This window comes from Streptomyces sp. NPDC050528 (genome assembly GCF_044457795.1).
In the GTDB taxonomy this organism is placed as follows: Bacteria; Actinomycetota; Actinomycetes; order Streptomycetales; family Streptomycetaceae; genus Streptomyces.
Genome location: NZ_JBITHH010000008.1, coordinates 98,504 through 120,951, shown reverse-complemented (window position 1 = coordinate 120,951; position 22,448 = coordinate 98,504). Strand labels below are relative to the sequence as shown.

Sequence of the window (22,448 nt, the reverse complement as noted above, 5' to 3'; positions counted from 1 at the left end):
CGTGCTGTCCGGACCAGGAGGATCCAGCATGACCACCACCTTCATCACCGGGGCCAACAAGTCCCTCGGTCTTGAGACCGCCCGTCGCCTCGTCGAGGCGGGGCACACAGTCCTCCTCGGCGCCCGCGATCCTGAGCGCGGCAGGGCCGCAGCCGAGTCGATCGGCGCCCGGTTCGTCCGGATCGACGTGACCGACGACGACTCGGTCCGGGCGGCGGCCGCGGATGTCGCCGCGCACGAGGGGACGATCGACGTCCTGATCAACAACGCCGGCGTCCTCGGCAGGGTCGGCCCCGTCGAGGAGTACACCGCGGCCGACATGAGCGCCGTGCTCGACGTGAACGTCGTCGGGATCGTGCGCGTGACGCACGCCTTCCTCCCGCTGCTGCGCACGTCGCCGAACCCCGTCATCGTCAACGTGTCCAGCGGGATGGGCTCGTTCGGCATGACCCAGGACCCGGCGCGGATCGAGTCGCAGTACGCCCTGCCCCTGTACTCAGCCTCGAAGGCCGCGGTCACGATGCTCACGACCCAGTACGCCAAGGAACTGAAGGACGTGAAGGTCAACGCCGCGGACCCCGGGCAGACCGCGACCGACTTCACCGGCGGCCTCGGACACAGCGTCGCCGAGGGCGCGGAGTCCATCGTGGCCCTCGCGACGATCGGCCCGGACGGCCCGACGGGCCAGTTCGTCGACCGCTCCGGGCACCTCCCGTGGTGAACCGGCCCTGAGCCAAGGGCAGTTCGACCGCACACCCGAGTCCCCCTGCCTCACTCCCCCCGAACAGCCCGCTCCCGCAGCTCGATCTTCCGCACCTTCCCCGACACCGTCATGGGAAAGGCATCCATGATCTGAAGCAGGCTCGGAATCTTGTAGTGCGCCAGCCTCCCCTCGCAGAACCCGCGCAGCTCCTCCAGCGTCAACGGCTCCGCCGGATCCCGCGGGATCACGCACGCCAGGACCTCCTCGCCGTAGCGCTCGTGCGGCACCCCCACCACCTGGACGTCCGCGACCTTCGGGTGGGTGTAGAGGAACTCCTCGATCTCGCGCGGGTAGATGTTCTCGCCGCCCCGGATGATCATGTCCTTGATGCGGCCGACGATCTCGACATAGCCGTCCTCGCGCATCATCGCCAGGTCACCCGTGTGCATCCAGCGCCCCGCGTCGATCGCCTCGGCGGTCTTCTCGGGCTCGTTCCAGTAGCCGAGCATCACGCTGTAGCCCCGGGTGCACAACTCGCCCGCCGCGCCCCGGGGTTGGGTGACACCCGTCGCCGGGTCGACGACCTTGACCTCCAGGTGCGGCAGGACGCGGCCGACCGTTCCGGTGCGGTGTTCGAGGTCGTCGTCCATCCGCGTCTGCAACGAGACCGGGGACGTCTCCGTCATGCCGTAACAGATGGAGACCTCCGCCATGTGCATCTCGGCGACCACCCGTTTCATCACCTCGACCGGGCAGGGCGAGCCCGCCATGATGCCGGTGCGGAGAGAGGAGAGGTCGTAGGACGCGAAGTCGGGGAGGTTCAACTCCGCGATGAACATGGTCGGTACGCCGTAGAGGGACGTGCACCGCTCCTGCTGTACGGCCTTCAGGGTCGCCGCCGGGTCGAAGGACGGGGCCGGGATCACGATGCACGCGCCGTGCGAGGTCGCCGCGAGGTTGCCCATGACCATGCCGAAGCAGTGGTAGAAGGGCACCGGGATGCAGACCCGGTCCTGTTCGGTGTAGGCGATCAACTCCCCCACGAAATAACCGTTGTTGAGGATGTTGTGGTGGGAGAGCGTGGCGCCCTTGGGGAAGCCGGTCGTGCCCGAGGTGTACTGGATGTTGATGGGGTCGTCGCAGGACAACTCGGCCTCGCGGGACCGGAGTTCCGCCGAGCGGTCGGCCGCACCCCTGGCCACCAGCGCCTCCCAGCTCGGGTCGCCGATGTACACCGTCTCCCGCAACTCCGGGCACTTGGGCCGGACTTGGTCGACCATCGCCCGGTAGTCGCTCCCCTTGTGACCGGCCGAGGCGAACAGGACCGAGATTCCCGCCTGGTTGAGGACGAACTCGACCTCGTGGGTGCGGTACGCCGGGTTGATGTTCACCATGATCGCGCCGATGCGGGCGGTGGCGTACTGGACGAGCACCCACTCCGGGCAGTTGATCGCCCAGATCCCCACCCGGTCGCCCTTCGCCACCCCGCTCGCGAGCAGCGCGTACGCCAACTGCTCGATGTCGGCGGCGAATTCGGCGTACGTCCAGCGTCGGCCGGACGGTACGTCGACGAGCGCCTCGCGGTCGGGCCACGCGGCGACCGCGCGGGCGAGGTCGGCTCCGATGGTGTCCCCGAGGAGTGAAGTCCCGCTGGTTCCATGGCTGTACGAGTTCATCGACGAGTTCATCGGCACGTGCGTCGGCGCGTTCATCGGAAGTCCTCCTCGCGGTACTCGGCGTCCGACCCCGCGGCCGTCGCCTCCCGCAGTTCGATCCGGCGGATCTTGCCGGAGACGGTCTTGGGCAGGTCCGCGAACTCCAGGCGGCGGATGCGCTTGTACGGGGCGAGGACGTCACGCGAGTGCTCGAACAGCACCTTCGCGGTGTCGGGCCCCGGCTCCCAGCCCGCCGCGAGCACGACGTACGCCTTCGGTACGGCGAGCCGCAGCTCGTCCGGTGCGGGCACCACGGCGGCCTCGGCCACCGCCTCGTGCTCCAGCAGCGCGCTCTCCAGCTCGAACGGGGAGATCTTGTAGTCGGAGGCCTTGAAGACGTCGTCGGACCGGCCGACGTAGGTGATGTAGCCGTCGGCGTCCCGCGCGCCGATGTCGCCGGTGCGGTAGTAGCCGCCGGCCATCGCCTCCGCCGTACGGTCCGGGTCGCCGTGGTAGCCGGTCATCAGGCCGACGGGCGGGTCGGAGAGGTCGAGCGCGATCTCGCCCTCGGCCGCGCCGGGCGCACCCGACACCGGGTCCAGGAGCTCGACCCGGTACCCCGGACTCGGCCGCCCCATCGAACCCGTCTTCAACGGCTGGCCGGGACTGTTCGACACCTGCACGGCGGTCTCGGTCTGCCCGAAGCCGTCCCGGATGGTGACGCCCCAGGCGCGCCGGACCTGCTCGATGACCTCGGGATTCAGGGGCTCCCCCGCCGCCAGCGCCTCGCGGGGCGGGGTGCGCAGCTGGGTCAGGTCGGCCTGGATGAGCATCCGCCACACGGTCGGCGGGGCGCAGAAGGTGGTGACGCCCGCGCGGTCCATCTCGGCCATCAGCCGGGCCGCGTCGAAGCGCGTGTAATTGTGGATGAAGACGGTCGCCTCCGCGTTCCAGGGCGCGAAGAGGTTCGACCAGGCGTGCTTGGCCCAGCCGGGCGAGGAGATGTTGAGGTGCACGTCGCCGGGCCGGAGACCGATCCAGTACATCGTCGCCAGGTGGCCGATCGGGTACGACGTGTGGGTGTGCTCGACCAGCTTGGGGTGCGCGGTCGTACCCGAGGTGAAGTAGAGCATCAGCGGGTCGTCGGCCAGGGTCGGGGCGTCCGCCGTGAACTCCGCGGCAGCGGTGTACGCGTCCTCGTACGTCCGCCAGCCCTCGACCGCGCCGCCGACCGCGATCCGGGTGTACGTCCCGGGCACCTCGTCGAACTTGGCGGTGTCCTCGGAGCGCACGATCACCTGCCGGACCCGGCCGCGCTCGACGCGGTCGCGCAGGTCGGCGGGGCCGAGCAGCGGGGTGGCGGGGATGACGACGGCACGCAGTTTCATGGCGGCCAGGGCCGTCTCCCACAGCTCGGTCTGGTTGCCGAGCATGACGAGGATGCGGTCCTCGGGGCGGACGCCCTGGGCGCGCAGCCAGTTCGCGACGCGGTTCGAGCGCTCGGACATCTCGGCGAAGGACAGGGCGGTCCCGGTGCCGTCCTCCTCGACGATGCGCAGGGCCGTGCGGTCGTTGCCGGCCGCGATGACGTCGAACCAGTCGAGCGCCCAGTTGAACTGCTCGGGCCTGGGCCAGGAGAAACCCTCGTAGGCCGTGGCATAGTCCGTACGGTGCGCCAGCAGAAAATCCCGCGCGCTACGGAACGACTCACTCGCCGTCGTCATCTGTCCTCCTAGGTACCGGACCATTGCCGGGCGGCTCTCTGACATCGTGTAATCCGTGATGTGGGTCTCACTACCCCCGTACGGGGGTGTGTGCAGCAGGGCGGCCGCAATGAAGGGGCAAGCGGGTGGCGACGGACGCGGCAGGGATGGTGGAGATTCAGTCGGCGCTGGTGCGACTCCGGCGCGGTACGGGGCTGCCGGTCGCCTTCGGCGGCCTGGTGGAGACCGGCCGCCGGCAGATGCGCATCAGTGAGCTCAGCGGCACGGCGACCCCCGCCCTGCGCGCCCTCGCGGTGACCTCGGGCAGCGGCCTCGGCGGCAAGGCGGTCGCCCTCGCCCGCCCGTACGCCGTGGCGGACTACTCGTCCTCCCACCAGATCAGCCACGAGTACGACACCGCGGTCGCCACGGAGGGCCTGCACGCGATGCTCGCGGTCCCGGTCGTCGTACGCCGCCGGGTGCGCGGTGTCCTCTACGGCGCGCTGCGCACCGCCCAGCCGCTGGGCGACCGGATGCTCAGCGCGGCGATGGAGGCCGCGCGGGACGTGGAGCAGGCGCTGGTCGTACGGGAGGAGGTGCGGGACCTGCTGAGCGCGGCGCGTCCGGCGCCGGCCCCCGACCCGGCGGCGAGCGCGGTGTGGGAGCAGGTGCGGGAGGCGCACGCGGCGCTGCGGGCGCTGGCCCCGCGCATTCCTGACCCGGCGCTGCGGGCCGAACTGCTCGACGCCTGCGGCCTGTTGACGGCGGAGGCGGCCCCCGGGGACGTGGAGCTGGCGCCCCGGGAGCTGGACGTCCTGGCGTGTGTGGCGGCGGGGGCGACGAACGCGGTGGCGGCGGAGCGGCTCGGGCTGCGGCCGGAGACGGTGAAGGGGTATCTGCGTTCGGCGATGCGGAGGCTCGGGGCGCACACCCGCGGGGAGGCCGTGGTGGCCGCGCGGCGGGCGGGGGTGCTGCCGTGAGCGGGGCCGAGACACTCCCTGGGACACCCCCTGAGGGGGTTCCCGCGACGGCCGTCTATTCATTCATCGGAGCTTTGAATTTCCCGATGCTGCACAGTTGTTATTTCCCTCACGACCCCATCCATCCGAATTTCAAGGACTGATTGCCTAATATTGGCCCGGACACGACACACGAGGGGAGCGGTGACCGTGCGACGGGACTTCAAGGAGCCTGCCAGAACGCGCCCCGACCTGGTCATCGGCCGGGAGGAGATGTTCAACGCCGCCCGTGACCAGCTCGCCGAGGGTGGCAGTGTGCTGCTCCACGGCCCCGCCGGAATAGGAAAGTCGACCGTCCTGCGGGCGTTGGCCGCGGAATACGGCGAGACGGCGCGGACCGTGTTGCGCTGCTCGGCCACGGAGTCCGAATCCCATCTCCCCTTCCTGGCCCTCGCCGACCTCCTTGGTCTGGTCCTGGACGAGGTGTCCGAGCGACTGCCCGTCGCCCAGCGCACCGCGCTCGAATCCGCGCTCACCGGTCGCGGCGAGTCCTCCCTCCAGCGCGACGGCCTCGCCCTGCGCCTGGCCGTCCTGTCCGCGCTGCGCGCCCTCGCCGCCGACGGTCCCGTCCTCGTCGTAGCCGATGATCTGCAGTGGCTGGACCCGGCCAGTGCGGAGCTGCTCGGGTTCGCCGCGCGGCGGCTCGGGGACACGCAGGTGCAGATGGTGTTCGCGGTGCGGACCGAGGGACAGGAGTACAACCGGTATCTGAGCGCCTCGCCGCCGGACACGCTGGCGTTCCGGCTCAGTCCGCTGTCCCGGGCGCAGGTGTCGGCGCTGCTGGACCATCGCGGGTACACCGGGCTGCCGCGTTCCACGGTCCGTGAGATCCACCGGACGAGTGGCGGAAACCCGTTGTTCGCGCTGGAGTTGGGGCGCGCGCTGGCCGAGAACCCGACCCCTCCGAGACCCGGCGAGCCGCTGCCCGTGCCCACGTCACTACGCGCGTTGGTGCTGAGCCGGCTCGACATGCTGCCCGCCGAGGCGCGCCGCACCCTGCTGGTCGCGAGCGCGGGCGCCCGGCCCACGGTGGCCCTGCTCCAGACGGCCGGCCGGGAGAACGCCGAGGCGGAGACCGCCCAGGCGGCCGAACTCGGCCTGCTGGCAACGGAACCCGAGGGTCCCGCCGTACGGTTCGCGCATCCCCTGATCTCCGCCGCGCTGTACGCCGAGGCGCCCGCGCAGGAGCGGCGGGCCGCGCACGCGGCGCTGTCGACCGCCGCCTCCGACCCCATCGAGCGCGCCCGGCACCTCGCCCTCGCGACCACCGGCACCGATCCCGAGGTTGCCGCCCGGCTCGCCGAGGCCGCGACCCTGGCCCGCGATCGCGGGGCGCCCTCGGTCGCCGCGTCGCTCGGACTGCTCGCCGCCCGGCACACTCCCGGTGACAGCGTGCCGGGCCCGGACGAGCGCCGGCTGCAGGCCTCGGAGGACGCGATCACCGCCGGCGAACTCGACCTCGCCCGGGACATCGCGCGTGAGGTGCTGACCCGGACGTCGGTGGCCGCCGAGCGGGTGCGGGCCTGGATCATCGTGATCGACACGGCCGGTCACTCGATGGCCGACGTCGACGCCGTCTTCCCGCAGGCCCTCGCCGACGCGGGCGACGACCCCCGGCTGCTCGCCCTGGTCCGCTACCAACTGGCCTGGCGCGCCTTGCTCGTTGAGGGCGACTTCGCCGAGGCCCGGGCGGAGACCGCGCGCTCGGCGGAACTCGCCGCACGTGCCGGTGACCGGCGTACCGAACTCCTCGCGCTCTCCTTCCAGGCGCAGACGGAGACCCTGATGGGTCATCCGGACGCCCCGCTCACCATCAAGCGCGCGCTGAAGGAGCCCCAGGACCCGAGGGTGGCGTGCCATCACAACGGCGCGGGTTCGGCGCGGTTCCGCTGGCTGGTGATGAGCGATCAGCTGCCCGAGGCCCGCGCGACCATCACCGCGCTGCTGCGCGAGGTGCGGCGGCGCGGGTCGGTGGAGAGCGAGGTGCACTTCCTGCGCGGCTTCGCCGAGACCGAACTGCGCTCCGGGCACTGCGGCCGCGCCCTCGACCTGGCGCGCGAAGGCCTGCGCCTGGCCCGCGACTCCGGCATCGGCCAGACGGCGTCCGCGATGCTCACCGCGCTCGCGGAGGCGTCCGGCGGTGACGTCGAGGAGGCCCTCGCGCTGGCCCGCGAGGCGGTCGAGCACGCCGAGGAGGACGGCGACCAGATGTATCTGTCCCGTGCCCTCGGGGCCCTGGGATACGCCCAGTTGGTCGCAGGCGACGCCCACGGGACCGTCCGCTCGCTGCGCCGGGTCCGCGAACTGGAGCAGGCCCTCGGGGTCACCGACCCGGCGCGCGGCCGCTGGCACGGCGACCTCGCCGAGGCCCTCGTCCGCATCGGCGAGACCGCCGAGGCCCAGGACGTCATCGACGTGACCCGCGAACGCGCCCTGCGCCTCGGCCGCGAGAGCGTCCTCGCCGTCCTCGACCGCGCCGAGGCGCTGGTGCGGGCGGCGCGCGGCGAACACGACGCCGCCGTAGCGCAACTGACGTCCGTTCAGGACCGGCTCGCGAAGCTGGGCTACGGGCTGGAGGAGGCGCGTGCCGCGTTCGCGCTGGCGTCGCTGCGTACCGGGCAGCCCGGGCCCACGTCGTACGACGAGGCGACCCGCCTCTTCCGCCGCTGCCGTGCGCTGCCGTGGCTGCGGCAGGTGGACGAGGCGGCCGTCACCAGGGCTCCGGAGCCCGCGCCCGTGCCCACGCCCGCGCCGACCCTGGAGGGGCTCGACGGGCTGGCCTCGATGGAGCGTCAGGTCGCCGCGCTCGTCATGGAGGGCGCCACCAACCGGGAGATCGCCGCGCGGCTGTTCATCAGCGTCAAGACGGTCGAGGCGACCCTGACCCGCGTCTACCGCAAGCTGGGGATCCGCTCGCGGGTGGATATCGTCCGACTGGCGGCGGGGCGCCGTCCGAACTGAGGACCCTACGGGTTTACTGTGCGGCGACCGAGGGTTTTCCCTGCCCAACTCCCCTAGGGGGTTCCCTCATTGGGAACAGGGTGTGCCGGGTTCTAGCTTATGGGTGTGCCGCTCGCCCGGGCATACGGGGGTCGGTCCCGCGACCCCCGTAGCACACCCCCACACCCGCGCGACCCCCACCGGCAACCCAATGAGGAGACTCATGTTCGGGCTCAACCGCGCCAAGAGAACCACCGCAGTCGTCGCGGCAGCGGCCGCTGCCGCAGCGACCGCACTGCTCAGCGCCCCCACCGCTGTGGCAGCCCCCCAGCCCATCGTCGGCGGTTCCACGACCACGACGACGTCGTACCCGTTCGTCATGCAGATCACGGACGCCTCGCAGAACCAGTTCTGCGGCGGCACGCTCGTCTCCGCGACCAAGGTGGTCACCGCCGCCCACTGTATGGTCGGCGAGACCACCAGCAGCGTCCGCGTGGTCGGCGGCCGCACGTACCTCAACGGTACGAACGGCACCGTCAGCAAGGTCAGCAAGATCTGGATCAACCCCAGCTACACGGACGCCACCAACGGCAACGACGTGGCCGTGCTGACGCTGTCGACGTCGATGCCGTACACCACGGCGAAGTACGTCGCCTCCACGGACACCTCCGTGTACGCGGCCGGCACCACGGCCCGCATCCTCGGCTGGGGCACCACCTCGGAGAACGGCAGCTCCTCCAACCAGCTGCGGACCGCGACCGTCCCGATCGTGTCCGACTCCAGCTGCAAGAGCTCCTACGGTTCGGACTTCATCGCGACCGACATGGTTTGCGCCGGATACACATCCGGCGGCGTAGACACCTGCCAGGGCGACAGCGGCGGTCCCCTGCTCATCGGGGGCGTCCTGGCAGGGATCACTTCTTGGGGCGAGGGCTGTGCCGAGGCGGGTTACCCGGGGGTCTACTCCCGGCTGACCAAGTTCTCCAGCCTGGTGACCACACAGGTCAACTCGTGACCCGGAAGAACTCCTGAGCATCCCTCAGGGAAATACCAGGGTGCGTTGCGGGCTTCCACGAGCAGCCCGCAACGCACCCTATCCATATGCCCGTTGAGGCCTGCTCCGCGTGGGCTACTTGTCGGCGGTGAGCTTCCCCGCCGCGCCCCAGCTGTCGGCCGGCACCTCGTGGATCCACACCTGCACACTCTCGGCGGGGATCTTGTACGCGTCCACGAACGCGTCGGTGACCCGCTTGACGAGGTCCCGCTTGAGCTCGACGTCGCGCGGACCCTGCTGGATGGTCACGATGGGCATGCTGAACTCCCTTGAGATGTGCTGAGTTGTGCGCCTGTTCGGTAGGTCCAGTTCATCGCGTCGGCCGTCCCCGACCAAGAAGCAGCTCGCGACCGCAGCGATCAGTTCTCGTGATCGCCGCAGGCCAGCAGCAGGGCCTCCAGGTACGGCGGCGCTTTCGTGGCGTGCACGGCCAGGCCCGTCGACAGGGTGAGGCCCGGCGCCGCGAACGGTACGAAGGCCACGCGCGGGCTGTGCAGCACGCGCGCGTGGGAGGCGTAGACGACCGTCCACAGCGGGCGGGTGCCGATGCTGGCGAGGGTGTCCTGGAGGGAGCCGTTCACGGGTCCGGGGAGTGGCTCGAACCCGGCTTCGTGGCAGGCGCCGACGACCAGGTCGACGAGTGCGGGATTGTTCCGCCGCTCGGTGATGGCCAGGGGCAGCGCGGCGAGTTCCTCGACGCGGATCTCCGGCCGCGCGGCCAGCGGATGCGAGGCGGGGAGGGCCGCCACCAGCGGATCGGCCCACAGCGGCAGCACCCGTACGCCGGACACCGGCTCGACCGCCCGGACGAACGCCGCGTCCAACTGCCCGCCCGCGACCCGCGCGAGCCGCTCACCGACCGGCAGCGAGAACAGCTCGACCGGGACGTCCGGCGCCCGTTCGGCGAAGACGCCGAGCACCCGGTCCAGATGCGCGCCGAGCCCGGTGCTCGTACCGATCCGCAGCCCCACCGGCGGGACCACGGCCGCCCGGGCCCGCTCGGCGGCGGCCAGCACGGCCCGCGCCTCGGGCAGCAGCCGCTCCCCCGCGCCCGTCAGCCGCACCCGCCGGGGCGAGCGGTCGAACAACTCGGCGCCCAACTCCCGCTCCAGCCGCTGGATCTGCTGACTGACCGCCGACTGCACGATGTGCAGCCGCTCGGCCGCCCGCCCGAAGTGCAGCTCTTCGGCGACCGCCACGAAATAGCCGAGCTGCCGCAGTTCCATGCCCCGACTCTAGAGGGGGCCGCTCAGCCTCTGGAGGCGGCTCATGCTCTAGAGGCGGCTCATGGGCGCCTGTTTCAATGAGCGGCGGATGGGAGTTGATCGCATGGTGTCCACGGACCGTTTCCTCGCCTTCGCGGCGATGTCGTTGCTGGTGATCGTGATCCCGGGACCCAGCGTCCTGTTCGTCATCGGCCGCGCGCTCGCCCACGGCCGCCGTACGGCGGTGGCGACGGCGATCGGCAACGTCTTCGGCTCGTACGTCCTGGTGGCGGCGGTGGCATTCGGCATCGGCGCGCTGGTCGAACGGTCGGTCACGATCTACCTGGCAGTGAAACTGGCGGGCGCCGCCTACCTCATCTATCTGGGCGTCCAGGCGTTCCGCCACCGCAAGGAACTGAAGGCGTCGGCAATGCAGGCAGGCCCCTCCACCGAACCCCGGGGCGACCTCCGCACGGTCCTCGACGGCGCCCTCGTCGGCGTCACCAACCCCAAGGGCGTGGTGTTCTTCGCCGCCGTACTCCCCCAGTTCGTCAACCACGCGGCCGGCCACGTCCCCCTCCAGATGCTCCTGCTCGGCCTGATCCCCATCTCCATCGGCCTGGTCACGGACACCCTGTGGGGCCTGACCGCCTCGGCCGCCCGCACCTGGTTCGCCGGCTCCGACCGCCGCCTGTCCCTGATCGGCGGCGCGGGCGGCTGCACCATGATCGGCCTGGGCGTGACGGTCGCGCTGACGGGCCGAGCGGACTGAACGGGTTCTACGGCACCACAGTGCCGAACCGGATGTCGTACGACGTCCCCTTGTGCAGGGTGTCGAGCATCAGCGCGCCCTCCGCGACCACGTCATCCCGCTGATCCTTGGTGAGCTTGCCGAAGGGCTCGATGACGAGGTGGCCGTCGTCGAGTTTCCACACCCCGGCGAGGAACCCGTCGACGAGGAACGTGCGGTGGGCGACATTGCCCCACCAGGCTCGGCCCCAGTACTCGGGCGGTACGACCCGGGTGCGGTCGGCGTGGGAGAGCAGCAGGTTGTCGAACTCCGGCAGGAAACGCGGCGGGGCCGGGGTGTCCGCGTCGGGCCGGGGCGCGTCCGGAAGATCGAAGAGTTCGACGCCGTTCGGATCGTAGAAGGTGACGAGCTGCGGCCGAAGCCGCTCGAAGGCCTCGCGCAGCCGGGTCAGTCCGGCCCAGGTCTGCATGTCCTTGACGGAGGCGGGGCCGAAGGCGGCGAGGTAGCGCAGGACGGTGGCGTCCGGGGCGGGCGCGGGTTCGGCGGGGCGTCCCAGCCAGTGCTCGGCGGTGGTCAGGGCCACCTGTCCGCTACGGCCCCACAGCCCGCGCGGGGTGACCTGGACGAGCGGGAGTTTGCAGCGGGCGGCGATCCCGAGGGCCTGCGGGTCGGCGTCGGGCCACTCGACGAGCAGGGCCTCGCGCAACTCCTTCATGGTGCGCGGCTCGGCCTCGACGAGTTCACGGGCGAGGCCGGCGAGCCGGTCCAGATCGACTCCGACGAGCCCCTTGCGGAAGGCCCCCAGCTCACGGTCCCGGGCGGCCTGCACCAACGGGCGCAGGGTGAGGGCGTCGGCCGCCGTGTGGGTGTGGATGGTGGACCGCATGGTGACGATCCGGACGACCTCACGCTCGGCCATCGGCCCGGACAGCGCCTCGGGCGTGAAGCCGTCGAGGCGGGCGGCAAGCGCGTAGTAGGGCGGCTTGACGTTCTGGGCCTGGAGGCCGAGGAGATGCTCGATGGCGGCGCAGGCGGAGAGGGGGGAACGGTTCAGGAGGAGTTGGCGGTGGAGGGTGGCGCGGTTGAGGGCGCGGGGGTCGAGTACGGGTCCGGGGGTCACGGCCTTCGCCGTCGTCGCTACCTTCGCCGTCCTCGCTACCTTTGCCGTCTTCGCGGACTTCACCGATGCCGTCGTCTTCGTCTTCGTCGCCTTCGCCGTCATGTTGCGCACGCTAGTGGGCGTCGCGGACACTTTCTGTCCGCAACTCTCACCGAATCCCGGAGCTCGATCTCACGCCCCGGCTGTATGCCCCGTATATCCTGCTCGTGCTCCGTGATCACGCAGACGTAGGCCCGATCGAGAGGCACCGCGATGCCCCAGCGACGCGCCCGCCCCACCTCGAAGAACGGCAGGCCCGGCAGGATGTCCGGCTGGCGCCGTACGGCCGCCCCGCCTCCGGAGCCGGCACCCGAGACCCCGGCGTCCACGACCGACGCGCCACCCCCCGAACCGTCCGACGCGGGCAGCGTCGTCCAGGCCGCCCTGTATCGGGACGGCGTGCGGGTCTCGGCACCGGACACTCTGGCGGACACGTTCCGTGAGTTGCGCGAGCAGCCTGCGGGCATGGCCTGGATCGGCCTCGCCCGCCCCACCGAGAGTGAACTCCTTTCCCTGGCAGCGGAGTTCGACCTCCACCCGCTGGCCGTCGAGGACGCGATGGAGGCACATCAGCGGCCCAAACTGGAGCGCTACGGCGAGACGCTGTTCGTCGTCCTGAGCGCGGCCCGCTACTTGGACACGACGGAGGAGGTCGACTTCGGCGAGCTGCATGTCTTCGTGGGCCCGGACTTCGTGATCACGGTCCGGCACGGCGCGGCCCCCGATCTGTCGGCGGTACGCCAACGCATGGAGGAATCACCGGAGTTGCTGAAGCTCGGCCCCGAGGCGGTGCTCTACGCGATCCTCGACGCGGTCGTCGACGGCTACGCGCCGGTCGTCACCGGCGTCCAGACCGACATCGACGAGATCGAGACGGAGGTCTTCCGCGGCGACCCGAAGGTCTCCCGCCGTATCTACGAACTCTCCCGCGAAATGGTCGAGTTCCAGCGCGCGACCCGTCCCCTGGTGGGCATGCTGCACAGCCTGATGGCGGGCTTCGCGAAGTACGGCACGGACGAGGAACTCCAGCGCTACCTCCGCGACGTCGCCGACCACGTCACCCACACCAGCGAACGCGTCGACGGCTTCCGCCAGGCCCTCTCGGACATCCTCACGGTGAACGCGACCCTGGTCACCCAGGAACAGAACGCGGAGATGCGGGCGTTGGCGGAGGCGGGGTTCGAGCAGAACGAGGAGATCAAGAAGATCTCGTCGTGGGCGGCCATTCTGTTCGCGCCGACGCTGGTCGGCACGATCTATGGGATGAACTTCGACCGGATGCCGGAGTTGGGCTGGCGCTTCGGATACCCCTTCGCCATCGGCCTGATGGGGGTGGTGTGCGTGAGCTTGTACCTGATTTTCAAGCGGCGGGACTGGCTCTAGGCCAGGCAGCACCCCTCAAGCCCGTCGCGTGTTCCGCTCTCGCACCTCCTGACATCGACCCGCCCGGTTGCTTGGCTGTGACAGCAGCCGGTCGGCGAGCACCGGCGCGACGACCTGGCGGCTCCTCCTGAGCATCCTCCGTTCCGTGGCGACCTGCGCCTTGGCTACGATCTGGCGGGATGAGGAAATGGCGCAGACGGTTCAGCGGCGTGTCACGACGCGTCGGCTCACTTCTCGTGCTGCGCTGCGTCGCCCTCCTCGTCGCCGTGGTGGCGGTGCTCCCGGCGTGCGCGCACACCGGGGACGAGACGTTCGCGGCGGGCGGGATGCCCGTGCCGGTCGTGGCGATCACTGTGGACACGGTCTCCGAGCGGGGCTTGGAGCACGAGTGCCCGGGCCCGGCGCATGGTCCTGGCGATGCGGACTGCCGTCCCGCGGCCCGGGCGGTCACGGGCGCCACCTCGCCGACTCCGGTGCCGCCGGCCAAGGCGGTCGACCTGGCTGCGGCTGTCCTGAAGGCAGCGACCGCACCCCCGCGCGGGTCGGCGCGGACCCACGGTCTCACCCCCGGCATTCACCAACTACAGGTTCAGCGGATCTAGGCCGGTGTGCTCCGCGCGGCTGCATCTGTAGCCGCGCCCGCCGATGCTTCCTGCCCCGTCCCCGCCTCCGTATCGCGGGAACGCGGGCTGCCCGATGACCGCTCGACTCGCACCGTCGTGCCCTCACGCACGACGGGGACAAGGACATGCCATGGGTTCCGCCGGAGCCAAAGCACAGCGTGCCGAACGCCGCGCCAAGATAGAGGAAATGCGTCGCGCCGAAGCCGCGCGCGAACGCCGCAACCGGATCCTCACCGTCACCCTGAGCGGGCTCGTCGTCGCCGGACTCGTCGGCGGCACCTGGTACTTCCTCCTGGACAACAAGAAGAAGCAGGACGCGAAAGAACAGGCTGCCGCCACCCCGGTCAAGGGCGAGAAGTCCTGGAAGGACCTGGGCCGCAATCACGTCAGCACCCCGGTCACCTACAAGATGTCGCCCGCGACCGGCGGGGACCACGACCCGACCTGGATGAACTGCAACGGCGACGTGTACGCCCAGGAGATCGACGAAGCCAACGCCGTGCACTCCCTGGAGCACGGCGCGGTCTGGGTCACGTACACCGACAAGGCCACCGCCGAAGACGTCAGTGCCTTGCGGACGCTGGTGAAGCAGACTCCGTACACCCTGATGAGCCCCTACGCCGACCAGTCCTCGCCCGTCGTCGTGTCCGCCTGGGGCAAGCAGCTGGGCGTGAAGTCCGCGTCGGACCCGCGCGTGCGGGAGTTCCTCGCCAAGTACGTGCAGGGCGAGCAGACTCCGGAGCCGGGTGCCGCGTGCACGGGCGGGAAGTCCGCGTGAGCGGGGGCGCCGGCGATCGCGGCCCTGTTCGTTCCGTGGTGGCGCACTCTCAGATCCAGGGCGTACGCCGCTCCCGGTGACCGGTCGCCCGGCCGGAGCCGAAGCTCCGGCCGGGCGACGGGAATTCAGTGCTCGTGCGGCTCGTCCCGGTGGACCGGGCCGTGCGGGTCCTCGCAGTGCGCCGTGCCGTCGGCGCGCTCGCCCGGGAGTGCCACCTGGAGCACGTTCTCGGGGGCGTGGTCGGCCTGGAGGGTGGTGTGGGTGATGCCGTAGTCGTGCTGGAGGAGTTTCTCCAGGTCGCGACGGACGGCGTGGCAGTCGCCGCCGGCCTCGACCAGGACGTGGGCCGAGAGGGCGGTCTGCCCGGAGGTGATCTGCCAGACGTGCAGGTCGTGGACCTCGACGACGGTCGGCTGGGCGACGAGCTTGTCGCCCAGTGCGTCCGGGTCGATGTCCGCGGGCGCCGCCTCCAGGAAGATGCGGCCCGACTCTCGGATGAGCCCGTAGCCCGCCTTGAACATGAGGGCGACGACGACCAGCGTGGCGATGGGGTCGGCGCGGGTGAAGCCCGTCAGGACGATGATCAGCGCGGCGATCGCGGTGCCGATGAAGGCGAACAGGTCGTTGAGGATGTGCTGGTAGGCGCCCTCGACGTTCAGCGAGGTGCGGTTGGCCTTGGAGATGCACCAGGCGGCCACCACGTTCACCACGATGCCGACGAGCGCGGTGCCCAGCATCAGCCCGCCCTCGACCTCCGGCGGTTCGACCAGTCGGCGGATCGCCTCGTACGCCAGCCACGTACCGAGCAGCAGCAGGGTCAGCCCGTTGGCCTGGGCGGAGAGGATCTCGGCGCGCTTGAGGCCGTAGGTGAAGCCGCCGCGGGCCGGGCGCGCGGCCAGTCGCATCGCGATCAGGGCGAGCACGATCGAGGCGGCGTCGGTGAGCATGTGCGCCGCGTCCGAGATCAGGGCCAGCGAACTCGCGATGACGCCGACGACGACCTCGACGGCCATGAACGCGGTGATGAGCGTGAGCGCGATGCCCAGCCAGCGCCCGTCGGCGTCCGCCGTCACGCCGTGGGAGTGCCCGGCGTGACCTCCCGAGCCGTGCTCGTGCCCCGCATCGTGCTCATGACCGTGGTCGCTCATGGTGTCCCCTTCCCCCTCGCGACGGATGCCTCGACCGAAGTGAAGCCCATGCCGGGACGAATCGGCAAAGGCTGCACCGGTGACCGTTGTCATGTCCGTTAAGTGGGCCTTGACCTGCGGAAACATGACGTTGCCACCGGTCCGCGAACCCAAGGGCGACCAGAGCCGGCCGCCGACGAACCCCACCCGGGCGGGTCGCTACGCCGCCGGACGCGTCCGGGTCCACAGCCCGCGCCCGGCATGTGCCTCCCGGCCGCCTCCCCGCTGGAAGCCGCGCCTTCCGCGCGATGCCCGGCCACCGCAACGGCCAACTCGCCGCGCCCAGCGCCGAAGTTGCACCCCAGTCGAGGAGACCAGAGTCTCCACCCCCCGTTCCCTTCGAGGCGTGCGGTACCTGATCGACCAGGCACGTGCCTTCCATGCCCGCGCAGCGGCGACCCACCCCGTCCGCGTGGACTCCCTCGCACAGCCGCACAGACCGAGGACATTGTTCAGCGCCTCCTCCGACGCCCGTGAACAGTCCCACCCGACCCGACGTATACGACGAGGTGAACGCCCGTGACCTCCACCAGCCGGCTCGTCCACGACGAACGTCTGACCGCCCCGCGAGTCCGGTGGGGCGGCGCCGTGCTCCTCGGCGTCCCCTGCCTGCCCGCACGCCCGAGCTGCCGGCCGAGGCGCTCGGCGCGCGGTTGTGAGAACGCCCGGTAGGGGATGATGGGCGACCGTGCCACCTGATCACGTGACCTGGCACCAGGAACGTTCCGGAGCAGGCCGGGCCAGCCACGCGGGAGCGTGTGCGCGGGCCGGCCTGTTCGCCGTGCTCGGCACCGTGCTCGCGACCTTCGGGCATCACGCGATCGCCGAAGGCACGGTGCCCTGGCGGCTGGTGGGTGTACTGATCGCGGCTCAGTTCGCGGCGGTCTGGCCGCTCGCCCGTCGCCGCTACGCGCCGGTCGCGACGGTCATGGCCACGCTGGCCATGCAGGGCCTGCTGCATCTCGCCCTGTCCGCCACGGCCGACGACGCCTCGACGGCGATGCCGCAGCACGCGACGCACCCCGGGCACATGGCCGCGGCCTCCGGGGACGGGCACGCCTGGCACCACGCCGGGGCGACGATGACGATCGTGCACACGTTCGCCGCGCTGACGGTGGCCTGGCTGCTGCACCGGGCGGACGTACGCATGACGGCCGCGCTCGGCACGCTGCGCACGCTGGCCGGGGCCGCCGCTGCCGCCCTGGCCCAGGTGCTGCCACGGACGCCGGCCGAACCGGACCGCGCGCTGCCCCGGCTGCCCGAGGCACGTACGAGCGGGTTCTTCGCGGCGAAACAAGCGCGGGAGGAGGTACTGGAACACGCGGTGGTGCGCAGGGGACCACCGCGACGGGAGCGCCTTCCGGTCCTTCACCGGTTCCGGCACCTGCCGGACCGGATTCTCCCGTACCAGCAAGGAGTTCCCCTGTGTACGCATCCATCCACCGGCAGGCACGCGCCGGCAGCCGTGTCGCTCTGGCCGGCGCAGCCGCGCTGACGGCCACACTCGCTCTGGCCGCACCGGCCGCCGCCCACGCGGAGGTCGAGGCCGACCGCCCCCAGGCGCTCGCCGAGAACGTCACCCTCAGCTTCGTGTCCGAGGCGGAGTCCAGCTCGGCCGGTTTCACCACGCTGCGCATCGTGCTCCCCGAAGGCGTCGCCCCCGGTGACGTGGCGCTCGGCCAGGCTCCCAAGGGCTGGAAGCTGACGGCCACCGACGACGGCTACACCGTTGGCGGCCCAGCGCTCAATGCCGGAGTCGACGCCGAGCACACGATCAAGGTCCGGCAGCTGCCGGACGCGAAGGAACTGGTCTTCAAGACCGTCGAGACCTACAGCGACGGGAAGATCTCCCGCTGGATCGAACTGCCCACCGGTGGCGAGGAACCCGAGGAGCCCGCGCCGGTCCTGAAGCTGAAGGCCGCGGCCCCGGGCGCCAAGCCGGTCAGCCCCAGCCCGACCGAGAGCATGCCACCCGGCGCCGCCGAACCCACTCCCTCCGCGGCGACATCCCGACCGGACGCTTCGACAGCCGCCAGTGACACGGCCGCGGACGAGGACGACGGCATGTCCTCGGGCGCGCTGATCGCTGTGACCGTCGTCGTCCTGCTCGTACTGGGCGGCGGCGCGTGGTGGTTGGTCAAACGACGAGCTGCCTCGTCTCGGATCTGACGTCCGAAAGCCGTCGCCCTGGGGCCACAACTGCCCCGGGGCGACGGCCTCTTGCTCCACGAACGTACGTCGGGCGGCCGGCGTCACAGTGGTACTCGACACCGAGGGAGCCACCATGACGGCCGCACGTCCCCGTCCGCATTCCGTGTCCGCTGCCGTGCCGGCAGGGACCCTGCTGTGCGTGGCCACTGCCTGCGCCTCCGGGCCGCCCGCCTCCGCGGAGGCCGGCAAGGCGGAGACCACCTGGGAGGAGCCCGCCTCGTACGACTACACGCTGACCTCGGCCACCCAGGTCCTGGCGGGGACCTTCCGGGTGCAGGTCCGGGACGGCACGGTGGCGCAGGTGACGGGCATCGACGCGGACAGCCGACGGCAGTCACGCGAACTGCCCGGTCAAGTGCCCACGATGGGCGAGCTGTTGAAGAGACTGGACCAGGCCCGCCGCGACCACGCGGACACGGCGGAGGCGGAGTACGCGGCCGACGGGCACCCTCTGCGGATCACGCTGGACGAGGACAAGAACGCCGTCGACGACGAGGCCCTCTACGTCATCAGCTCCTACGATCCGACCGTCGGCTGACCCGGCTCGCCCCTGTCACCGTTCCCGCCTCACCGGCCCGACTGTTCACCGACGCCGGACGCCACGCTCGCCCGCAGTGGCCGCCTGGCCCTGCCGGAACGGCCGAAGCTCGTTCCCGTCCGACGAAACGGGTGCCAAGTCCGGCTGTCTACTATGGCCTTGCGTATTCGGTGGTGAGAGGGGGCACGTCCATGCGGCGGCTGGGGGATCTCGAAGCGGAGATCATGGACCGCCTCTGGGCGTGGAACCGTCCCGCCACCGTGCGCGAGGTCGTCGACGACCTCAACAAGACCCGCCCCGTCGCCTACACCACGGTGATGACCGTCACCAACATCCTCCACTCCAAGGGCTGGCTGCTGCGTGACAAGCAGGGCCGGGCCTGGCTGTACACGCCGGTCCGCAGCCGCGAGGCGTATGCCGCCGCGCTGATGGAGAACGGGCTGGGCGAGAGCAAGGACCGCTCGGCCGCGTTGGTCCACTTCGTCGAGAGCATGTCGGAGGACGAGATCGCCGCTCTGCGCGAGGCGCTGCGGAGCGTGGAACGACAGGCGAAGGGATGAACGCGGCCCCCGTCCTGGTCGGTTACACGGCCTTCGTGGGTTTCGTGGCTCCGCGCATCCTCCTTCGGTCCGCCTGGCCGCACCGCGCCCCGGCCCTCGGGCTGGCGGTCTGGTACGCCCTGATGGTCTCGTTCTCGATCGGAGCGGCGCTGTCCGGCTACAACCTGGCCATGCCGGCCGAGCACCTGGACGCGGGGCTGGTGGGTCTGCTGCACGCCTGCGGATTCGCCGCGGAGGCGGGACGGCCCGGCCACGGCGCCGCGCATCCGCTCGCCGTCGCCCTGCCCGCCGCCGTCGGGATCGCCCTCGTCGCGAGTTTCTCCTTCCACGTCGTACGAGCCCATCGAGCGCGGGCACGGCACCGGAAGGCAGTGGACCTGGTGGGCCACCGCTCGGCCCGACTCGGCGTCACCGTCCTGCCGTACGACGTTCCGGCCGCGTACTGCCTGCCGGGTCGCCGCCCCCGGATCGTGCTCAGCGACGCGGCCGTTCGCGTGCTCACCTCCGAGCAGCTCGGTGCCGTACTGGAGCACGAGCGGGCTCACATCACGGGCCGCCACCACCTGGCCCTGGCCGCCGGTCAGGCGTTCCACTCGGCGTTCCGCCGACTGCCGTTGGCCCACCACGCCCGGGAACAGACGGCGCTCCTCCTGGAGATGGTCGCGGACGACCGTGCTCTGCACAGCCACTCCGAGGAGGCGCTGGCCACCGCGATGTACGAAATGGCCGCAGCCCGCACGCCGAAGGGCGCCCTCTCCGCAGGCGGGCACACGGTGCTGATCCGACTGCGGCGGGCCCTCGGCCCGCGCAGGGCTCCGCACCCCGTCCTGTGCGGAGCCGTGGCCGCCGCGGCCCTGGCCGTGCCACTGCTGCCGCTGCTGGTCGCCTGTCCGCCCATCCTCGGCTGACATCGCGAACGGCCTGTTCCCCGCGGGCCCTTGGGATACGGATTCACTTGCAACACGAACTACTAAGCTACTAAGTTCTATCCGACTTGACCGCCCATTGACCGTCCGTTGACCGTTTTCCGCCCGACGGCCGCAGTCCGTCGCTCGGTCCGCGGACGCACAGAGGAGTCACCCCACGATGGGAACGCACCGTCGGCCGAAGCCGCCCAGCCGCGCCCGGATAGCCACCCTCGGCATGGCCGCCGGTGCGGTGAGCCTCCTGCCGACGCAGAGCCAGGCGGCACCCAAGCCCTCGGTGGACGACGTGCGCAAGCAGGTCGAGCGGCTCTACGAGGAGGCCGAAGCCCCCACCGAGGAGTACAACGGCGTCCTGGAAAAGCAGAAGAAGCTCCAGGCCGAGGCGGACAGCGCCCAGGACCGGCTGGCCCGCAAGCAGCAGGAGATCAACGAACTGCGGGAGACCATGGGCCCGTTGGCAGCGGCGCAGTACCGCACCGGCGGCATCGACCCGACCGTGCAGCTCTTCCTCTCCAGCGATCCGGACGACTATCTGGAGAAGGCCGAGGTCCTCAGCCGCACGGGCGACCGGCAGGCCGACTCCCTGCGCGCGCTGGGGAACAAGCAACGGGAACTGCTCCAGGAACGCGCGGACGCCACGGAGCGGCTGAAGTCCCTTCAAGAGGCGCGGGCGAAGGCCAAGGAGAAGAAGGACGAGGTCCGGGCCAAACTCACCAAGGCGCGCAAGCTCCTGAACAGTCTCACCGCCGCCCAGCGCGCCGAAATGGCCACCGCCCAGCAGCGCGAGGACACCGCGGCCGGCAGCAGCGACGCACCGACCACCTACAACGGCCCGGCCGGCGGACGCGCCAGGACCGCCATCGACTTCGCGTACGCCCAGCTCGGCAAACCCTACGAGTGGGGCTCGACCGGCCCCGACTCCTTCGACTGCTCAGGGCTGGTGGGGGCGGCCTGGCGCTCGGCGGGCGTCTCGCTGCCACGCACCGTCAAGCAGATGTACGACGCCGGCCGCAAGGTGTCCAAGGCGGACCTGCAACCCGGCGACATCATCTACTGGTACAACGACAGCCAGCACAACGGCATGTACATCGGCAACGGCAAGGCCATCCACGCCCCGCGCACCGGCAAGAACATCGAGATCACCCAGGTGAGCTACATGCCGTTCCATGCCGCGAGCAGGCCGTAGGCACCAACGGCGAGACCGGGCGTCGGTCCGGACAGCAGACGCGCTCGACAGTGACTTCAGCAGCACGGCCGCGGGCATGCTCTCGGCCCGGCCGGCCATCCGCGAGGGGCAGGCACACCACCAGAACGACACATGCGGGACACATGGGTTGCAGTCACCACGGCCCACCGCACACCATGAGGCGTGGCCGGCACCCTGCCGCTACCGCGTCCGCGTCGCCCGCACGTAGGACAGCCAGGGTCGTACGTCGCCGTGCCCGCCGACCTCGAAGCCCGCGTCCGCGATGAGACCGCCGAGCAGGTCCACGCGGTTGTGCGCCATGGCATGGCCCGCGCCACCGTGCACCAGTCGACGGCCCAGCCGGCTCTTCGGCGGCCGGAACTCGACGACCAGCAGCCGTCCGCCGGGCCGCAGGACGCGGTGCATCTCGCGCAGCGCCGCGGGACGGAGTTCCTCGGGCAGGTGATGCAGCATCAGGCTGGTGACGACGGCGTCGAAGGAGCCGCCCGGCAGATCGAGGGATTCGGCGATGCCTTCCTGGTAGGCGCAGGGGGCGCTGCCGGCGCGCTGCTTCTTGCGGCGGGCGTAGTCCAGGACCGGCGGCGAGGGGTCCACTCCGGTCACCGCACCGTCCGCGCCGACCCGGGCCGCCATGTGCCGGGTCAGGTAGCCGGTGCCGCAGCCGACGTCCAGGACGCGGTCGCCCGGTTCGGCGCCGCTGAGTTCGGCGAGGCGGGTGAAGGCACGGTTGCGGCGGCCGACGAAACAGACGTCGCCGAACAGTTCGTAGGCGCGAGGGGTCGCGATGGTCACGCCGGGCGTGTCCGCGTGCGGTTTGCCCCGCATGAGGCGTCCGAGGTTCATGAC

At 71.1% G+C, this 22,448-nt stretch carries 21 protein-coding genes; 14 read left to right on the top strand and 7 right to left on the bottom strand.

Annotated features, from left to right (window positions below):
* Positions 1 to 28 precede the first annotated feature (28 nt).
* On the top strand, positions 29 to 721 hold the full coding sequence (locus ACIBK4_RS27210) for an SDR family NAD(P)-dependent oxidoreductase (RefSeq protein WP_398998481.1): 693 nt from the start codon (positions 29 to 31) through the stop codon (positions 719 to 721).
* A 50-nt stretch (positions 722 to 771) separates the two neighbouring features.
* Here ACIBK4_RS27210 and ACIBK4_RS27205 read toward each other — a convergent pair whose 3' ends face one another.
* Positions 772 to 2,379, bottom strand: a complete 1,608-nt coding sequence (locus ACIBK4_RS27205; RefSeq protein ID WP_398999204.1) for an AMP-binding protein — start codon at positions 2,377 to 2,379, stop codon at positions 772 to 774.
* 32 nt (positions 2,380 to 2,411) lie between these two features.
* The gene (locus ACIBK4_RS27200; protein ID WP_398998479.1) at positions 2,412 to 4,082 is read right to left on the bottom strand and encodes an AMP-binding protein; all 1,671 of its coding nucleotides are present in this window, start codon (positions 4,080 to 4,082) and stop codon (positions 2,412 to 2,414) included.
* 125 nt (positions 4,083 to 4,207) lie between these two features.
* Between ACIBK4_RS27200 and ACIBK4_RS27195 the strand changes: the two genes are divergently transcribed.
* The 3 genes from ACIBK4_RS27195 to ACIBK4_RS27185 all read left to right on the top strand — a co-directional run bounded on the left by ACIBK4_RS27195 (position 4,208) and on the right by ACIBK4_RS27185 (position 9,035).
* Positions 4,208 to 5,041: a response regulator transcription factor gene (locus tag ACIBK4_RS27195; RefSeq protein WP_398998477.1), complete on the top strand. Its 834-nt coding sequence runs from the start codon at positions 4,208 to 4,210 to the stop codon at positions 5,039 to 5,041.
* Between the two features lie 183 nt (positions 5,042 to 5,224).
* A complete protein-coding gene (locus tag ACIBK4_RS27190) occupies positions 5,225 to 8,041 on the top strand; it encodes an ATP-binding protein (RefSeq protein WP_398998475.1) in 2,817 nt (938 codons plus the stop codon).
* Between the two features lie 202 nt (positions 8,042 to 8,243).
* On the top strand, positions 8,244 to 9,035 hold the full coding sequence (locus ACIBK4_RS27185) for a S1 family peptidase (protein WP_398998473.1): 792 nt from the start codon (positions 8,244 to 8,246) through the stop codon (positions 9,033 to 9,035).
* Positions 9,036 to 9,149: 114 nt separating this feature from the next.
* On the opposite strand, the gene dmpI is transcribed toward ACIBK4_RS27185, so the two are convergent.
* Complete coding sequence (gene dmpI / locus ACIBK4_RS27180; protein WP_266773946.1) at positions 9,150 to 9,332, bottom strand: 4-oxalocrotonate tautomerase DmpI; 183 nt, start codon at positions 9,330 to 9,332, stop codon at positions 9,150 to 9,152.
* A 101-nt stretch (positions 9,333 to 9,433) separates the two neighbouring features.
* A complete protein-coding gene (locus ACIBK4_RS27175; RefSeq protein WP_398998470.1) occupies positions 9,434 to 10,300 on the bottom strand; it encodes a LysR substrate-binding domain-containing protein in 867 nt (288 codons plus the stop codon).
* A gap of 103 nt (positions 10,301 to 10,403) precedes the next feature.
* Between ACIBK4_RS27175 and ACIBK4_RS27170 the strand changes: the two genes are divergently transcribed.
* A complete protein-coding gene (locus ACIBK4_RS27170) occupies positions 10,404 to 11,051 on the top strand; it encodes a LysE family translocator (protein WP_398998468.1) in 648 nt (215 codons plus the stop codon).
* Positions 11,052 to 11,058: 7 nt separating this feature from the next.
* Here ACIBK4_RS27170 and ACIBK4_RS27165 read toward each other — a convergent pair whose 3' ends face one another.
* Positions 11,059 to 12,252 carry a winged helix DNA-binding domain-containing protein gene (locus tag ACIBK4_RS27165; protein ID WP_398998466.1) on the bottom strand — a complete coding sequence of 398 codons (1,194 nt, stop codon included), beginning with the start codon at positions 12,250 to 12,252 and terminating at the stop codon, positions 11,059 to 11,061.
* A gap of 150 nt (positions 12,253 to 12,402) precedes the next feature.
* Here ACIBK4_RS27165 and ACIBK4_RS27160 point away from each other — a divergent pair, with 150 nt between their 5' ends.
* The 3 genes from ACIBK4_RS27160 to ACIBK4_RS27150 all read left to right on the top strand — a co-directional run bounded on the left by ACIBK4_RS27160 (position 12,403) and on the right by ACIBK4_RS27150 (position 14,973).
* Complete coding sequence (locus ACIBK4_RS27160) at positions 12,403 to 13,572, top strand: magnesium and cobalt transport protein CorA (protein WP_398998464.1); 1,170 nt, start codon at positions 12,403 to 12,405, stop codon at positions 13,570 to 13,572.
* A gap of 209 nt (positions 13,573 to 13,781) precedes the next feature.
* Positions 13,782 to 14,174, top strand: a complete 393-nt coding sequence (locus tag ACIBK4_RS27155; RefSeq protein ID WP_398998462.1) for a hypothetical protein — start codon at positions 13,782 to 13,784, stop codon at positions 14,172 to 14,174.
* Positions 14,175 to 14,325: 151 nt separating this feature from the next.
* Positions 14,326 to 14,973 (top strand): DUF3105 domain-containing protein, encoded by a 648-nt coding sequence (locus ACIBK4_RS27150; protein WP_398998460.1) that lies wholly within the window; start codon positions 14,326 to 14,328, stop codon positions 14,971 to 14,973.
* A 125-nt stretch (positions 14,974 to 15,098) separates the two neighbouring features.
* Here ACIBK4_RS27150 and ACIBK4_RS27145 read toward each other — a convergent pair whose 3' ends face one another.
* Complete coding sequence (locus ACIBK4_RS27145) at positions 15,099 to 16,121, bottom strand: cation diffusion facilitator family transporter (RefSeq protein ID WP_398998458.1); 1,023 nt, start codon at positions 16,119 to 16,121, stop codon at positions 15,099 to 15,101.
* A gap of 820 nt (positions 16,122 to 16,941) precedes the next feature.
* Between ACIBK4_RS27145 and ACIBK4_RS27140 the strand changes: the two genes are divergently transcribed.
* The 6 genes from ACIBK4_RS27140 to ACIBK4_RS27115 all read left to right on the top strand — a co-directional run bounded on the left by ACIBK4_RS27140 (position 16,942) and on the right by ACIBK4_RS27115 (position 21,581).
* Positions 16,942 to 17,655: a hypothetical protein gene (locus ACIBK4_RS27140; RefSeq protein ID WP_398998456.1), complete on the top strand. Its 714-nt coding sequence runs from the start codon at positions 16,942 to 16,944 to the stop codon at positions 17,653 to 17,655.
* Entirely contained in the window at positions 17,586 to 18,329 is a 744-nt protein-coding gene (locus ACIBK4_RS27135; protein ID WP_398998454.1) for a DUF1775 domain-containing protein, read from the top strand. The genes ACIBK4_RS27140 and ACIBK4_RS27135 overlap by 70 nt, the downstream gene beginning before the upstream one ends.
* 115 nt (positions 18,330 to 18,444) lie before the next feature.
* Positions 18,445 to 18,909 carry a DUF6174 domain-containing protein gene (locus tag ACIBK4_RS27130; RefSeq protein WP_398998452.1) on the top strand — a complete coding sequence of 155 codons (465 nt, stop codon included), beginning with the start codon at positions 18,445 to 18,447 and terminating at the stop codon, positions 18,907 to 18,909.
* Between the two features lie 191 nt (positions 18,910 to 19,100).
* On the top strand, positions 19,101 to 19,469 hold the full coding sequence (locus ACIBK4_RS27125) for a BlaI/MecI/CopY family transcriptional regulator (protein WP_398998450.1): 369 nt from the start codon (positions 19,101 to 19,103) through the stop codon (positions 19,467 to 19,469).
* Entirely contained in the window at positions 19,466 to 20,377 is a 912-nt protein-coding gene (locus ACIBK4_RS27120) for a M56 family metallopeptidase (protein WP_398998447.1), read from the top strand. The genes ACIBK4_RS27125 and ACIBK4_RS27120 overlap by 4 nt, the downstream gene beginning before the upstream one ends.
* A 178-nt stretch (positions 20,378 to 20,555) precedes the next feature.
* Positions 20,556 to 21,581: an NlpC/P60 family protein gene (locus ACIBK4_RS27115; RefSeq protein ID WP_398998445.1), complete on the top strand. Its 1,026-nt coding sequence runs from the start codon at positions 20,556 to 20,558 to the stop codon at positions 21,579 to 21,581.
* Positions 21,582 to 21,782: 201 nt separating this feature from the next.
* On the opposite strand, the gene ACIBK4_RS27110 is transcribed toward ACIBK4_RS27115, so the two are convergent.
* Positions 21,783 to 22,445, bottom strand: coding sequence for a class I SAM-dependent methyltransferase (locus ACIBK4_RS27110; RefSeq protein ID WP_398998443.1), 663 nt, complete (start codon positions 22,443 to 22,445; stop codon positions 21,783 to 21,785).
* Between the last annotated feature and the right edge of the window lie 3 nt (positions 22,446 to 22,448).

Excerpts from the sequence above, each read along its gene's own strand:
- ACIBK4_RS27210 (WP_398998481.1), top strand. The coding sequence starts at position 29 with ATGACCACCACCTTCATCACCGGGGCCAACAAGTCCCTCGGTCTTGAG.
- ACIBK4_RS27205 (WP_398999204.1), bottom strand. The coding sequence starts at position 2,379 with ATGAACTCGTACAGCCATGGAACCAGCGGGACTTCACTCCTCGGGGAC.
- ACIBK4_RS27200 (WP_398998479.1), bottom strand. The coding sequence starts at position 4,082 with ATGACGACGGCGAGTGAGTCGTTCCGTAGCGCGCGGGATTTTCTGCTG.
- ACIBK4_RS27185 (WP_398998473.1), top strand. The coding sequence starts at position 8,244 with ATGTTCGGGCTCAACCGCGCCAAGAGAACCACCGCAGTCGTCGCGGCA.
- dmpI (WP_266773946.1), bottom strand. The coding sequence starts at position 9,332 with ATGCCCATCGTGACCATCCAGCAGGGTCCGCGCGACGTCGAGCTCAAG.
- ACIBK4_RS27175 (WP_398998470.1), bottom strand. The coding sequence starts at position 10,300 with ATGGAACTGCGGCAGCTCGGCTATTTCGTGGCGGTCGCCGAAGAGCTG.
- ACIBK4_RS27170 (WP_398998468.1), top strand. The coding sequence starts at position 10,404 with ATGGTGTCCACGGACCGTTTCCTCGCCTTCGCGGCGATGTCGTTGCTG.
- ACIBK4_RS27165 (WP_398998466.1), bottom strand. The coding sequence starts at position 12,252 with ATGACGGCGAAGGCGACGAAGACGAAGACGACGGCATCGGTGAAGTCC.
- ACIBK4_RS27160 (WP_398998464.1), top strand. The coding sequence starts at position 12,403 with ATGCCCCAGCGACGCGCCCGCCCCACCTCGAAGAACGGCAGGCCCGGC.
- ACIBK4_RS27150 (WP_398998460.1), top strand. The coding sequence starts at position 14,326 with ATGGGTTCCGCCGGAGCCAAAGCACAGCGTGCCGAACGCCGCGCCAAG.
- ACIBK4_RS27145 (WP_398998458.1), bottom strand. The coding sequence starts at position 16,121 with ATGAGCGACCACGGTCATGAGCACGATGCGGGGCACGAGCACGGCTCG.
- ACIBK4_RS27130 (WP_398998452.1), top strand. The coding sequence starts at position 18,445 with ATGACGGCCGCACGTCCCCGTCCGCATTCCGTGTCCGCTGCCGTGCCG.
- ACIBK4_RS27125 (WP_398998450.1), top strand. The coding sequence starts at position 19,101 with ATGCGGCGGCTGGGGGATCTCGAAGCGGAGATCATGGACCGCCTCTGG.
- ACIBK4_RS27120 (WP_398998447.1), top strand. The coding sequence starts at position 19,466 with ATGAACGCGGCCCCCGTCCTGGTCGGTTACACGGCCTTCGTGGGTTTC.
- ACIBK4_RS27115 (WP_398998445.1), top strand. The coding sequence starts at position 20,556 with ATGGGAACGCACCGTCGGCCGAAGCCGCCCAGCCGCGCCCGGATAGCC.
- ACIBK4_RS27110 (WP_398998443.1), bottom strand. The coding sequence starts at position 22,445 with ATGAACCTCGGACGCCTCATGCGGGGCAAACCGCACGCGGACACGCCC.